This is a genomic window from Peribacillus faecalis, assembly GCF_014712675.1.
GTDB lineage: Bacteria > Bacillota > Bacilli > Bacillales > DSM-1321 > Bacillus_AD > Bacillus_AD faecalis.
This window is the reverse complement of the sequence record NZ_JACXSI010000019.1, coordinates 54,384-68,985: the sequence shown is the minus strand read 5'-3', so window position 1 is coordinate 68,985 and position 14,602 is coordinate 54,384. Positions and strand designations below refer to the sequence as shown.

Sequence of the window (14,602 nt, the reverse complement as noted above, 5' to 3'; positions counted from 1 at the left end):
AAGTTGTCCTTATTTTATTATTTAAAAGTTCAAAGCCGGTGAAATTTTACTTGTCGTAAAACTTCACCGGCTTTTTTAGTTCGGAGGAGGGTTTTGTCCCAGCCTCTTTTTTTCACATAGTTATATATATGTTAATGTATAATATTTATAATTATTAGAAAAGAGTATATTATTAAATTCAATATATTTTATAGTTCTTTTAGTAACAGGGGAGGGGTCTGCATGTATAAAAAGATTACACCAGGTGTTAAAATCAGTATTAGCCGTTCCATTTCAACAGCATTTGAGCAATATATGAAGTCGATCCAATGGGGGGAGAATCAAGCGGATATTGTAGAATTTGTTGCTAACTGGAAGGGATATATAACTAGCGATGCATCTTGGTATGCAAAGGTTGATGAAAGTGTGAAGGAAGATCCTGCCTTTCATAAGGAGCTTGCGGCAAAAATCAATCAAACGATTGATAAAATATTAAACGAGAAGCCGACTGAAGAACAAATGAACTTGATTGAACTTCTTCAAGAACAGACAAACAGTGAAGAATATATGTACTCTTGTCGTGCAGAAGCGCGTTATATAATCGAGAAGCTTCAAGAAGAGCTTGAAGCGGATGATAAGAAAGAGGCAATGTAATATTGCAAAAGGTCTATCTAAAAAGCCACACGCTGACTTTTTAGATAGACCTTTTTTAGCTTTTTTCTGCATAGAGACGCGGTTTGGAACGGATTTTTTCTTTGAATGCCGTGATGAGCGCTTCACCGTCCAGGCCGCTTTGGACAAGCTTCTCGAGCAGAAGCTCTGTGTACTGAATATGATTGGAGACGATTTGTCCTTCAAAGAGTACACTGTAATAATCTTCAACCTTCTTGATGGTAAGTACACGCGCTTGAAATAAAGCAGGATTATTTTCTTTCTTTGTAATTGTTGCTAACAATCGGACTGCGTTTTGTGCTTCTATTGCTTTTGCTAAAGGCGGATAGTGGTCATGATGAATAAACGCTTCAATCAGCCAGCGATTTCGCTCATCTTCTTTGTTAATCGTTAAACCCTCTGTTAATTCAATGTTCACCATCTGCTCATCACTTACAATGATTTGCAAAGAAACAAGTCTGAATGATTTCATGTTTATCAAAACTCCTTTCTTTTGTTTTACCGATTCACTTTTCTTCATTATATCATATATGGTGGATGAAACAGATTTTCTTAAGGATAAAAAAGGAAAAAGATGTTTTGTCGAAAAAAATATTTGTCATATTCAATAGACAAGATATATGACACTTTGAATAGATACAAAATGAACGAATACTAACTGAATTGACTATTTTGCAGCATTTTTGTGAGAGAAAATAGCATACTTCCAATTTTTATATAATGTTCAAGTTTAGTAATATAGAAGCATACTTCCATCAGAAAGGAGGATAGAAATGATCAACCAAGTGACTATAGTAGGGAGACTGACGAAGGATCCCGAGTTGCGCTACACGCCTGAAGGGCATGCTGTCTCTAATGTTATCGTTGCGATGAACCGTCAATATAAAAATAGCAGCGGTGAATATGGAGCCGACTTTGTACAGTGTACTATTTGGAAAAGAGCTGCCGAAAATACAGCGCAATATTGCCGTAAAGGGGATGTAATCGGAATTACCGGCAGAATCCAAACGAGACATTATAATAATTCTGAGGGGAAAAGGGTGTATGTCACGGAAGTAATAGCCGAATATGTGAAATTTCTCAACAATAATCGCACAGAAAAAGTGGAAGCACCTGCTACTCAAAGATAGCTTTTAATGAAAGAAGGGAGACATATGAATGAAGAAAAAACAGCGCGTTTGGAACAGCTAGTATGTGATTTAATTAAGCAAAACGCCCGCAGTCTTGTCAAACTGAATTCCTATGACGAGCAAATCCGCCAAATGCAGCAGCGAATCACAGCACTAGAACAATTAGTGTGTGCCCTCGAAGAAAAAGATACAAGCCGCTATTCATTGATTTCATAAACCAATTAATATCCTCTATAACCCTCAAAAGTTGCCTCTATAGAAAACGCTTGAAATTAAACAAGCGCATTTCCATATCCGCAAAGCTAAGACTGCAAACAGGCAGTCTATTTTTTTGTTGGTAAGAATTAGCTTTAACCTCTATTGGTTTATTGTTCTTCCAAGCGGAATCGAGCTGCTCTTCAATATAATCGGTCCACTTTCGTAAATAAACCAGTCTGCTTTATCAAGTAATCAAGCTACTTTTACGAATTAATCGGTCCAGAAACGCAAACAATCAGTCCTGATTGAATCGCAACTGCCAGCAAAATTCAAGAGACTAAAAAAGAGCGGGAAATATCCCGCTCTCCATTAATCTCATACCTGCAACGATACAAGCTCTTTCAGTTCATCAGTAGATAGTTCTGTAATCCAATTCTCACCTGTCAAAATTTCATCGTTTAAAGCTTGCTTTTGGTCAATCATTTGATCGATTTTTTCTTCAAGTGTGCCTGTGCAGATGAGCTTATGCACGTGTACAAAACGGTTCTGGCCGATTCGGTATGCACGGTCGGTTGCTTGGTTTTCGACAGCTGGGTTCCACCAACGGTCATAGTGAATTACATGATTGGCTGCTGTCAAATTCAAACCTGTTCCGCCCGCCTTCAAGGAAAGAATGAAGATCGGGAATTCGCCATTTTGGAATCGCTCAATCATAACATCCCGCTGTTTCTTGCCGAGACTTCCGGTCAAGAAAGGCACCTCATGGCCATATTCTTGCTGGAGTAATGATTGAATCATTTGCCCCATGCCGATGTACTGCGTGAAAATTAAACAGCTTTCCTGCTGTTCTTTAACGGCATGGACAAGTTCCAGCAATTTATCGAGCTTCCCTGAACGGACGTGTGCGTTATGGATGAGTTCCTCTTTTAAGTATAAGGCAGGATGATTACAAAGCTGCTTCAGACGGCCGATCATCTGCAAAATCATGCCCTTCCTTTCAAAGGTGCTTAACTGGTCAATCTTATCAAACGTATCTTTTATAAGCTGTTCGTATAGAGATGCCTGTTCGGATGTAAGTGGCACGAACTCTTTTTGCTCAATTTTATCCGGCAAGTTTAACGCTACCTCACTGTCCTTCTTCGTACGGCGAAGCAAGAACGGCTGGATAATATTTTGCAGTTCTTTCACTTTGTCTGTACTGCCTTCCCGCTCGATAGCAGCAACGAATGTATCAGAAAATGATTTCAATGAACCGAGATAGCCTTTATTGATAAAGTCGAAAATCGCCCAGAGCTCGCTTAAGCGATTCTCCATCGGCGTTCCGGTCAGTGCTACATGATGAGCGCCTTTGAGCTTGCGGACAGAGCGAGACTGCTTTGTGCCGGCATTTTTAATATTTTGAGCCTCATCAATAATGACGCTGTTCCAATAAACTGATTTTAAATCTTCGAAATCGATGTGAGTCATGCCATATGTGGTCAAAATAACATCGTGCTGCTTGCTGAATGCAATGAAATCTTCACCTTTAGGACGTTGTGCGCCATAGTAGAGACCGACTTTTAAGGAAGGAGCGAATCGTTCCAGCTCTTTCTGCCAGTTTCCGAGTACAGAAGTCGGAGCGATAATAAGCGATGCATCCGTTGTTTTAAGCTCAATCGGGTCAGTTTGCAGGCTTGCAGGGTTAGCCCGTATTGATAGCAAATATGAAATAATTTGCACTGTTTTGCCCAGACCCATATCATCTGCAAGGCAGGCTCCGAAACCGTATTGGCGCAGGAATAACAGCCAGCTTAACCCTTGCAACTGATACGGGCGCAAATCACCATGAAGTCTGACAGGAGTTTGGACCATTGGAATGCTTTTCAATTCGCGCAAAGAAGAGAACATTCTTTTCATTTCCTTATTCAACTCGAACTGTATTTTCATAAATTCCTGCCCGTCTTCTTCCGCATCAATTTCTTCAGGTGCTGCAAGCTCTTGTTGAAGCACGTCGCGTATTGAAATGCCGCTCTTTTCTGCCGTCTTCATGATTTTTTGTATATGGCGAATCAAATCGGTGTCGAGCTTGATCCACTGTCCATTAATATAAATTAAATGACGCTTTTCAGAAACAAGCTTCTGAAAATCCTCTTCGGACAAATCAGCACCGTTCATTGAAATGCGCCAATCGAAATCCATTAACGCCTGCATGCCGACAAAAGAAGGGCCGTTAGAAGAAGATGACTGAATGCGTGCTTTCAACTTTACACCGGACTGTCTCAGCTCTGTCCACCATGACGGCAGCAAAATTGATGCACCGACAAATAACAGTTTTTCACTTGCATCGGTTAGAAATTCCCATGCTTCTTGCTCTGTCAACTCTTCCTTGATCGTGCCATTTTCATTCAGCATCGGTACGAGTTCAAGCCAGCCGGAGATATCCTCTTTAATCAACTGTTCGAATTCTGTCCAAGCTTTCAGTAGCTTATGCTTGCCGTATACTTTGATTTGGTCCGGGTTTTTCTTAGAACGCACTATTACCTCAAGAGACCAAGGGCCTTCGCCGTCTTCTGGCTCTATCAATCGCAAACCGGTTGAGAAAGGGATATCTGTATGCGGGTGCAACCATTTATTCCACCGTTCTTCGGTGAAATAGGATTGTAGCACATCTGCAGATAATTGCGTCTGCTGTAAAGCTTGCAGTGCGGCATCCCAACGTTCCTTCGTGGCCGGCTGATTGCGCAAGTTTTCTCTAACAGCGCCATTGTAAATTTCCTCAGTGAAAGAGCGGGCTGTGAATTCTTGGTCATTTTGAATATAAACCTGCTCCCAAAAGCCAACATCGAATTCTTCCAGAACCGAATCTGGCAAAGTCCATGATATAGCTTGATTCCCGATTTGCGAGAACTTCGGAACCGGAATCCCTTTTTCGATGGAATCCTTTAAAGAAGGAGCGATCGTCAAGCAAAGAAAAGATGTTTCATCCCAGTGCCAATCAATGAAAGAAAGGAAATGGTCCTGTGAAAACAGAGACAATAGCTCGAAGCCGTTCAGTCGGATGCCGTCTTCTCCATTCACCGTACCTTGTCGCAGAAAGCTTCCGAAAAAGCTTGCTTCATCCCAGGCGAATAGCTGCTTCGAGTAGCGTGATGGAGGTAAAGTATCTCCGTTCTTTCCGTATGCAGTTATAAAAAACTCTCCATCCTGCAAGTGTTGTGTATGCACAGTCAATTTAGTCAACATGAATCAATTTCCCTCTTTTCAACTCTTCTTGAAAGGCACGCAGTCTTTTATGAGTTGTCTGTATTAAGTGTATATACCTTTCCCATTGCTCCAAGTTTTTTTCTTTTTTATAGACGGTCCGGATCTTTTTCAAATAACGGACGGCTTCCCGGTAGCTTTGCCGATTTTTCGCTTCGATATTTTCGGAGACGATACTAGTCAGCAATGGAAGAAGCAACTTCGGTTCATGGGCTTGAATTAATTTCAGTTCTTCATTTGAAATGAACTTATAATCTACGTTGTTGTATATATATAGTTCTACCCACTTTTTATACTTCCCATTTTCAAGTAAAGCACGACTGTAAAACATCAATGAATGAGGCATGCATTTCTCACAATATTTCTCAAATAGGTCAGGCTGCTTTGTTTTAGAACAATAGTTTCGGATGTAAGGGCTGAGATGTGAAATAAACTGATTGATGCGGTAATAGTGCTTTAAATAGCTGAGATAGCTTTGGATATGTTCGATTGCATATTCGAGGAACACAACAGATTTTTGCTCATCAAGATGACTGATCCAGAAAGATATGAACGGAAAATCCTCTGGACGGAGTCTTTCGAGTAGTGCCGGCACTTCCCTGTCTTTGCCCGTCAGTAAGTTAAGATGAATAACAGCAATCAGAACCGTCTGGCAAACGTCTGGCTTCACCTCTACCGTTTCGAGCGTTTCTGTCATTCGAACCAATGCGGTTTGTCGCCAAGAGCGTTCTTTTAAAATATCTGTCCAAATGGAACGGTATATGTTAATGGCGGGAACCGTCAGTTCGCCATAATCCTCCAATAAAATATCCATATCTTTTTGCAGGCCGTTAAAGAACTCATCGAAAGCAAAAGGGCGTGCGGAACGGTTAAACAAGTCCAGTAAATAGTTCAGCTCATCAAGCAGCTCGTCTGCTTCCTCTTCCAGAAACATTCTGGCAGAACCGCTTACTGTCTCATGTTTTAGCGCACGCAATGTAAAAGTATAAGTATGAAAATATAAGAGAAATAAGTACAGAAGCTTCCATTCCGGTTCTAACGGCATTTTTGCCTTAAGTCTCTGCAAGTAAGCATCCCACTTCACGGAAAGTGTGTAGGCCGGTTGACTCAAGAAATAAACGATTTGTTTTTGATAGTTATTCTCCATCGTTTCCTTCCAGGAAGAGTAACTTCTTTCCATCGGTTTTTCCTCAAGAAAAATTTCTTTTGCACGCTGCAGAGGCAGTTGGATTTTACCGTATGATTTGCCGGGTGCTTCATTTTTCCAAGCATGGACCCAATCGCTTACTGACTGGATTTGTGAATAAGAGGAGAAAAAAACAGCCATTTGATGCCGGCATACGCCTGCTTGATTGCACGAGCAGCGACTGTTTGTCGGAAAGGACAAATCTAGGGACACTTGGCAAGGTGTCACATCCTGAACGGTGGCAGAAATCAATTCTTCTCCTTCTGATTTCCGATAGACCATTTCCTGGCGGTATAATAACAACCCGCGCTGAACGGCAACCATGTCTTCCGGCAACTGCGGATTCACAAGCTGTTGCAGCTCCGTAGCGAAAAACAGTAATTCATTGGACATTTTTTCACCTCCATAAAGTAACATGTATATTTTAAATTTAATCTTCATTAATTTATAAAGTAGTAACAGTATGTTCACCAAAAGTTGAACATATTAATTTATTATACGCCATAGAAACCTTTTTTTCACTAAGAGCGCAATATTAAGAATTCAGTTGTATCAAACAGGTTTCCTTAATGAATGCAATTAAAAAAGCATGAGCCTATTTTAGTTAGAACTCATGCTTTTTGTGAAGTAAAATCTGCTAAACAAATTTTCACTTTACTTCAGTTTATATTTGTTGCTGACAGATAAAAGGGTATTTTTACTATCAAATATTTTCATTACGATTGTTTCCGGGTCGATATCATTAGGGATGTATGCATATATTTCCTCAGGACTAACGAAAGTAGAACCAACAGCTTCATCGTTAATATATACTTGATAACTTGTTGTGAAATATTCACCTGTAATACGATATGCTTTCATATCGTTATAAGTTGTTAATTTAACATTTTGTATGTCTGCATCGGCATAGCCTAGTCTATAAGTGACGCTTGGTTCATAATCAACTTCGTTGTCCTTCAAACCATATTTACGACCGAATAATATATCGTACTGTAATATTTTGTAATTATCAATATCGGTCTCATCTAAAGTTGAATGATTGGAGTAATCTAACCTTGGGAAATAGTTCTTATTTTGGCTATTCAACTCATTTAAGTAATCAGTTAAATAATAACCTTTTAATCCTGCTAATTCTAAAGTGTAAGGACCGACAAAGGTGCTGTTAATATTTAATTCCTCACGAGTTGTATTAAAATTATCCCAGATAAGTATAGGGGTCTTATAGATTTTTTGATAGTCTGAATAGTCTTGTTCATTTTTAAAGTATCCAGCTTCGTTGTACACTTGGTAATCTTCACCTAATAAAGGTAGATGATCACCATAAAATACTACAATGGTATCCTCTTCTAATTCCTCTAAGGAACTAATTAGTCTACCTAATTCTTTATCAACCTCTACAAGTGTATCTGCATAGAATTCAAGGATATTTTCAGCATTTGGTGAGAATGATTTATCTTTGTCATCCAATTCAGCTTCAATAGAAGCATAGTATTTTTTTGCATCTGTTTTATATGGTCCGTGCGCTTGCATTGTTACAGCAAAAATAAAATTAGGTTCTTCATTTTCCTCGACTAATTTTAAGATTTCATCCGTAATCTCATTATCACGGTAATACATGGCATCTTCAATTGGATTTGGAAAAAATTCTAAGCTTAAAAAATTATCAAAGCCTAAGTTTTCGTAGACACTGGATCGATTGTAGAACCAATTATGATATGTGTGTATTGCTGTACTTGTATATCCCTGATTACCTAATATATTCGGTAAAGCTGGAAGGGGACTATTTGCGTAATTTAAATATGGCACAATACCTGTTGGAAGAAACTGTGTGCTTAAACTAGTTAAAATCTCAAATTCAGTATTTGACGTATTTCCACCGTATACGGGAACAGTAACTGTACCAGAAGTAAATTGAGATGCAAGTGAATGGAAATTCGGGATAGGATCTTGGTTATAATTAACTGATTCCATTACAGTAGGGTCCCAAAATGCTTCACTTTGTATAATGATTATATTTGGTTTGTTTGCAGTTGAATTATCACTGTCTAGTTTGGTTTCTGTATCGTTGATAATCTCTGTTACTTTTTTATGAGAATAATTTTCCGGCTTCTCAACACCGTTATTTAAATTTCTAATAAAACTTAAAACAACACCATTCGTACTATAATTACTACTTTGATTGTATGTGGGGATCTCAATGTTAAATAAGTTTTTCATGCCCCCTTTATCCATGTACATATCCTGATAGACAAACCCTATGAGCAGTACTAGAAAAATAAGGGGGGATACCCAATCTTGCTTTTTACGTTTAACATTTTTAATTTTTATAACTGTAAAAATGAACAGAGCTATCACGAAGATAATAATCAAAAGAATTACAAGGATTTTCAATAATGATAAATCTGCAAAATAAGTAATTATGTCGGTTGCTTCACTTACTAATGTTAAATCTGAAGGCAATAAGGGGTCTCCTCTTAGAACCTCTTTTAAATGACTTGAAAAAGCCAATATAGAAAAGAGGACAGAGGTTATTACAGATGCGATAAAGTAGCCTTTGTAATTTAACGCCATGTATGATGCGAACAATAAAAATAAAAATAAAAGGAAGTAAATACTATTTGCGGGGTAGTATTTAATCCATGATAAAAACGAAGTCATCCCGCCACGATAAATGATTTCTATAATCGAAAATGATAATAATGCTGTTAACAGAGGGATGATAATTTGGGTAAATATATTAGAGTATTTATTCATGTTGCAATCACACTTTCCTCAAATTTTCCTCAAAATAGTTGATAAAAGTATACCAGATTGAGTTTTTAAATGAAAGCGTGCCGTCCTTTCCTGATAAGGAAAAATCACTGGATAACTGATTGACTATCTTTCGAAAGGGACGAAAATACAGAAGAACAGGACTTCCTAAGGTCTTGTTCATGTAAAAAAGCCAACACTCAAACGAGTTTTAAATTAAATACTCGTTTGAATGTTGGCTTTTTGATGGACTTATATTAGGTCTGCTCAACATTGACAGTAAGATAAGCAACTATTACAGCTAAATAAAAGCTAACACCTGGTGCAGTGAGAATGTGACCAGCTAAAAATGCTATACCAAATCCTAATGCGCAGCTGCTTGCTAGCAAGATATTCTCATATGTGTAGCACTGTTTAAACTTCTTAATTCCATTATATAAAATCTTAATTATGCAGTATATGATGGGAGCAGTTAAGATTATCATTCCTATTATCCCGAAAGAATAAAATAAGTCGTGAAAATCCATTTCAATCATTTTCGGCTCACTGCTATAGTTGCCGCCATATCCCATTCCAAAAAGTTTTTGTGAAAGTGGCGCTTCAGCAAAGAATGATTTATGCATGTCTAAATAAGTATCGCGTCCGCTTAACATTAAATCTTGAACTTGATCAGATTCAATACTGTTTTGATTTATTGCAAGATCTTGTTCTGCTTCAGATGCAATTTCGTTTTGTTCATTTAATATTGATAAATGAATTCCCATATTTTGAGCTATAGGTGAAAAAGGTGTATAGACAAATGTTCCGATAAGAATGATTGTTAAGATACCTAAAGTCTTTAGTTGTTTTTTTGCGCGCCCCCGATTAACTATAAGATCTAAAAGGGTAAACGCCAAAGCTATAATCATAACTAATAAAATAGTTCCATAACCAACTTTTGTCCCAATAGCAAATAAAGCATATATCATAATCAATACAGGTAACCAATAGAGTCTTGATTTTTTAATAGCAGTAAGAAGAACAACTGGGAAACCGATTGATAGAACTGCACCAATTTCATTTCCTGAATAAAACCACCCTACGTGACCTACTTTTTCCCATTCATAACTTGGAAAAGATGTTCCGGTAATTCCAGCAATCAGTATAATTGAACTATAGATTGTCATTGCAAAATAGATATACTGCAGCGATTTTTCTTTCCAATTTAAATGTGTGGTTTTAAATACAACAGCGTATATAGATAACGTAACCACAAAGTATATTGCCTTAAGGATAAATTTAATTTCACTGGCTAAGTAAAACTGTGGTTTCATAAAATAGTTAATACAAAGATTAATGCACAAATAAATAGCCAAAATAAGAAAATATAATAATTGTTTTTTGTGATAAGGGTAATTTTTGAAAAATATTAAGTACAAGCCAAAAATCATTAGAAATAAGGTGCGGATAATTAAACTTAATGAAAATTGACTATCTGTAAGTTTTAAAGTTAATCCGGTAATAAGATCTAGTATAGGCTGAATTATGATGAAAAGCAGAAAGAGTTTTTCAAACAAATCATTATGCCTAAGTTTTGCATACATCATTAGATACCTCTCTCATTAGACTTTAAGTGAATTTTGTTATTATAATAGAATACTATAGTTAGGTTTTTAAGTAAATAAGAATAGAGTTTTTAGACAATAATATCAGGGAATATTGAGGAAGTTGTATTATATTTGTTGTTTCCTTATAATTGGGTGTGACTAGAAAAAATATTGGAGACATACGATGAAAAATAATTTTATAAAATCTGTTGGGATTATAACATTAATAGCAATTGTCAGCAAGATACTGGGATTCGGAAGAGAACTATTAATGGCAGCTTATTTTGGGGCTTCAGATGTAACGGATGCGTTTTTTGTTGCGCAAATTATTCCAGTATTAATGTTTACGGCAGTAGGGATGGCTATTACAACTGGTATGGCGCCAATATACGCCAATGCCAAATTAAACCAAGGTCAAAAAGAAGCTGGAAATATTATTAGTGTACTGGGAACAATTTTTCTGTTTGGGTCAATTGTTGTTACTGTGATTTTTTACTTTTTGACACCATACATTACGTTAGTTATGGCTCCAGGTTTTAACCAGGAACAATTAGAATTAACGAACACTTTAACCCGGATCATGTTACCGAGCTTTTGTTTTTATGTTATGGCAGCTATCATGACAGGAATACTTGAGTATGAAAAAAGGTTTGTACCTCCCGCACTAGTAGCGATACCGCAAAGTCTTTTTATCATCATAGCTATTATTTTCTTATCAGATACGTATGGTATATATGGAATTGCTATTGCGACACTACTTGGCGCAGTTAGTCAGTATTTATTGCAATATCCGTTTGTTAAGAAATACAAAGTGATGAATATAAATATTCATTTTAAAAAATATAAAACTGTCATTAAAGATACATTGATATTATTTTCACCAATCATCATTGCATCAGTAGCTTATCAGATAAATGCTGTTGTAGATAAAATGGTTGCTTCCCAACTTTCAGCTGGAAGCGTTTCTGCGTTGAACTACTCAAATAAATTAATGTATTTACCTGTAAGTATCATTCTTTTGCCGTTAATTACTGTTCTATATCCTACAGTTATAGATGCTGCAATTGAAAAAGGAAAAGAATTAATCAAAATTATTTTCAAAGGGCTAAATCTTATCTTTTTTATTAGTATTCCTATAATGACGGTTATGCTAATTGAAAGCCAAGAGTTAGTTGATTTTGCTTATAAAAGAGGAGCTTTCGGGGAAGAAGCTTCCATTATGACGACAAATGCATTTTTCTTCTATACCCTTGGTATGGTTTTTGTTGCGCTAAAGGAATTTTTAAACCGGTTTTATGTTGCTATACAAGATACACGGATCACTATGATTGGGAGTGTAGCTGCTATTGTAATTAATATTATTTTCAGCGTGATACTCTCAAGATTCTTAGAAGTTGGCGGAATTGCCCTGGCGACATCAATTGCCATGTTTATGCAGACAGTCTTCTTATTTATTTTCTTGCCTAAAAGAATTGAAATTCATATGTCGGATATTAAATCATTTTTAAAAGCTTTTCTGAAACTGCTTTTAATTTGGGCAGCAGTGTATTTTGTAACTAACGAAATAAGTCATTTGTATAGTGAGTTGCATCTAATTTTACAACTTGTAATTAGTACTATAATTACTTTTTGTTTTTTTGCACTTGTATCTGCTCTGTTAAAAGTAGAGGAAATGAACTTGTTATTAAAGATGCTTAAAAGGAGAAAAAATAATGTCGAATAACAAAATTATGGTTGCGATATCAGCAGGTGATTGGGAAGGCGTACAGCATCGACCTCATCATTTTATGAAGCGTGCAGCAAAGAGTGGAAGGAAAGTCATATATATGGAGCCGCCGGTCACGCTGATAGCACCTTTAAAAAATAGAGCTCTTTTAAAAAGTTGGGGTAGATGGAAACAAGGTGTTAGGAAAATGGCGGAAAATTTATATGTGATAAGTCCGCCTCCAATTTTGCCTTTTGGTAACAAATACAGATTCATCAATAAGATAAATCAGAAATTAATTGCGCGTAGTCTAAGAAAAGCACTTCGCTCATTCAATGGAGAGTTAGAACTTTATTCATTCCTGCCTAGTGCAGTTGATTTACTGGATGATATTAATTTCAAAAATATCTACTATGATTGTGTGGATGATCATGCTTCATTTACCGGATTTATTAATAAAGAAACCATGGAGTCTATGGAAAGAGAATTAATGGAGAAAGCAGATGTTTGTTTTGCTACAGCTAGTCAGTTACTAGAAGATAGAAAGTCTTGGAGTTCGGAGTTCCATCTTATACCAAACGGTGCGGAATTTGAACATTTTTCAAGAGTTCAAACAGAAAAACTGCCAATTCCTACTGATATACTAAACATCCACCATCCTATCGTTGGGTTTGTTGGAGGAATCAGTGATTGGATCAATTTAAAATTAATCGAAGAGGCAGCAAAAGAACTTCCCGACTACTCATTCGTAATGATAGGGCCAGTAGATACTGATATTGAAGGATTAAAAAAATTGAAGAACGTATACTTTTTAGGTGCTAAATCCTACAACGAATTGCCGAATTACATTCAATGCTTTGATATGTGCTTAATTCCTTTCAAAATCAATAAGCTGACTAAGAGTGTCAATCCAATTAAAATGTATGAATATTTTTCATCCGGGAAGCCGGTAATTGCTACCCCAATGCAAGAGGTTGTTTTATTCAAAGATATAGTTGAAATCGTAGAGGATAAAGAACAAATGGTCCAAGCTATAACTAATATAGCCGAAAATAAGGACAAGTATTATTCAAATGAAGCTATAAATGAACGTCAAAAAATTGGAGAAGCAAATTCGTGGGACTCTAGATGGGAAAAAGCAGTTAGTTTTATGAAATAGGGGAAAAGTAAAATGACTTCAGTTAAATTGTCTGAAGTCATTTTTTTGTCCGATAAGCATCGTATTTAATATATAATTATATTGGACAGGTATTTGTTCGAATATTATTTATTGCTTTTTTGAGTTATGATAGTCTATTAAGTGATGAATACTCTTTTTTAGAGATTTTATAGATTCTGGGGAAAACTTTAATAAAGACTGTAAAATAAGGTTATAAAGATATCATGAATGATTAATTTTGAAATAAAGGGAATTTTTATATGAAAAAAACAACAGTAAACATATTAGGTGTAGATTTTATTAATGAACATTTCAATGGCATGATTGAGATTGTTTCAGGAAAGATTGCAGAGGAGCAAAAAACATTTATAGTTACTGCTAACCCTGAAATTGTTATGCATGCCTATAAAGATAAGGAATATCACAATATTATAAATAAAGCGGATTATATTGTGCCAGATGGAATTGGCATAATTTTAGCTTCTAAAATTATAAAGAATCCATTAGAGGAACGGATTGCCGGTTATGATTTAACGATTAGTTTGCTTGAGAAAGCCAACCTCCAAAAATGGAGTATATATGTATTGGGCGGACAAGAAGAAGTCAATAAGCTTGCAGTGAAAAATATAATTGAAAAATACCCTAACTTAAAAATTGCTGGAAGACATCATGGCTTTTTTGAACTGAATGACCCTGAAATAGTAAATGATATTAAAAATACGCGTCCGGATATTATTCTTGTTGCTTTAGGTTTTCCAAGACAAGAAGAATGGATTGGGAAACATTATGATGAGTTTACCAAAGGTATCTTTATGGGTGTTGGGGGAAGTATCGATGTGTTAGCTGGAACTGTTAAAAGGGCACCAGTTATTTGGCAAAAATTAAAGGTTGAGTGGTTATATCGGTTATTGAAGCAACCCTCTAGATGGAAAAGAATGTTGGCATTGCCGGACTTTGTGATTAAAGTAATGAAACTGCCTAAGAAATAAACTGTGA

11 protein-coding genes are annotated in these 14,602 nt (G+C 36.3%); 6 read left to right on the top strand and 5 right to left on the bottom strand.

Annotated elements, in window-relative coordinates:
- Window positions 1-222 precede the first annotated feature (222 nt).
- On the top strand, window positions 223-633 hold the full coding sequence (locus tag IEO70_RS09160) for a hypothetical protein (protein WP_190998078.1): 411 nt from the start codon (window positions 223-225) through the stop codon (window positions 631-633).
- Window positions 634-688: 55 nt separating this feature from the next.
- Here the strand turns inward: IEO70_RS09160 and IEO70_RS09155 are convergent, their stop codons facing one another.
- Window positions 689-1,123, bottom strand: coding sequence for a YwpF family protein (locus tag IEO70_RS09155; protein WP_190998077.1), 435 nt, complete (start codon window positions 1,121-1,123; stop codon window positions 689-691).
- Window positions 1,124-1,424: 301 nt separating this feature from the next.
- Between IEO70_RS09155 and ssb the strand changes: the two genes are divergently transcribed.
- Together ssb and IEO70_RS09145 are read left to right on the top strand one after the other, a co-directional pair.
- Window positions 1,425-1,781, top strand: a complete 357-nt coding sequence (ssb, locus tag IEO70_RS09150; protein ID WP_190998076.1) for a single-stranded DNA-binding protein — start codon at window positions 1,425-1,427, stop codon at window positions 1,779-1,781.
- A gap of 24 nt (window positions 1,782-1,805) precedes the next feature.
- Window positions 1,806-1,997: a hypothetical protein gene (locus IEO70_RS09145; RefSeq protein WP_190998075.1), complete on the top strand. Its 192-nt coding sequence runs from the start codon at window positions 1,806-1,808 to the stop codon at window positions 1,995-1,997.
- A 357-nt stretch (window positions 1,998-2,354) separates the two neighbouring features.
- On the opposite strand, the gene IEO70_RS09140 is transcribed toward IEO70_RS09145, so the two are convergent.
- The 4 genes from IEO70_RS09140 to IEO70_RS09125 all read right to left on the bottom strand — a co-directional run bounded on the left by IEO70_RS09140 (window position 2,355) and on the right by IEO70_RS09125 (window position 10,742).
- Window positions 2,355-5,201: a DEAD/DEAH box helicase gene (locus IEO70_RS09140; RefSeq protein WP_190998074.1), complete on the bottom strand. Its 2,847-nt coding sequence runs from the start codon at window positions 5,199-5,201 to the stop codon at window positions 2,355-2,357.
- Window positions 5,191-6,798, bottom strand: a complete 1,608-nt coding sequence (locus IEO70_RS09135; RefSeq protein WP_190998073.1) for a hypothetical protein — start codon at window positions 6,796-6,798, stop codon at window positions 5,191-5,193. The genes IEO70_RS09140 and IEO70_RS09135 overlap by 11 nt, the downstream gene beginning before the upstream one ends.
- A gap of 261 nt (window positions 6,799-7,059) precedes the next feature.
- The gene (locus tag IEO70_RS09130) at window positions 7,060-9,159 is read right to left on the bottom strand and encodes an LTA synthase family protein (protein ID WP_190998072.1); all 2,100 of its coding nucleotides are present in this window, start codon (window positions 9,157-9,159) and stop codon (window positions 7,060-7,062) included.
- Between the two features lie 254 nt (window positions 9,160-9,413).
- Entirely contained in the window at window positions 9,414-10,742 is a 1,329-nt protein-coding gene (locus tag IEO70_RS09125) for an O-antigen ligase family protein (protein WP_190998071.1), read from the bottom strand.
- A gap of 184 nt (window positions 10,743-10,926) precedes the next feature.
- On the opposite strand from IEO70_RS09125, the gene murJ reads away from it, so the two are divergent.
- The 3 genes from murJ to IEO70_RS09110 all read left to right on the top strand — a co-directional run bounded on the left by murJ (window position 10,927) and on the right by IEO70_RS09110 (window position 14,595).
- Entirely contained in the window at window positions 10,927-12,465 is a 1,539-nt protein-coding gene (gene murJ / locus IEO70_RS09120) for a murein biosynthesis integral membrane protein MurJ (protein ID WP_190998070.1), read from the top strand.
- On the top strand, window positions 12,455-13,606 hold the full coding sequence (locus tag IEO70_RS09115) for a glycosyltransferase (RefSeq protein WP_190998069.1): 1,152 nt from the start codon (window positions 12,455-12,457) through the stop codon (window positions 13,604-13,606). Before murJ ends, IEO70_RS09115 begins: the two co-directional genes overlap by 11 nt.
- Window positions 13,607-13,866: 260 nt before the next feature.
- The gene (locus IEO70_RS09110) at window positions 13,867-14,595 is read left to right on the top strand and encodes a WecB/TagA/CpsF family glycosyltransferase (RefSeq protein WP_190998068.1); all 729 of its coding nucleotides are present in this window, start codon (window positions 13,867-13,869) and stop codon (window positions 14,593-14,595) included.
- The last annotated feature ends 7 nt before the right edge of the window (window positions 14,596-14,602 follow it).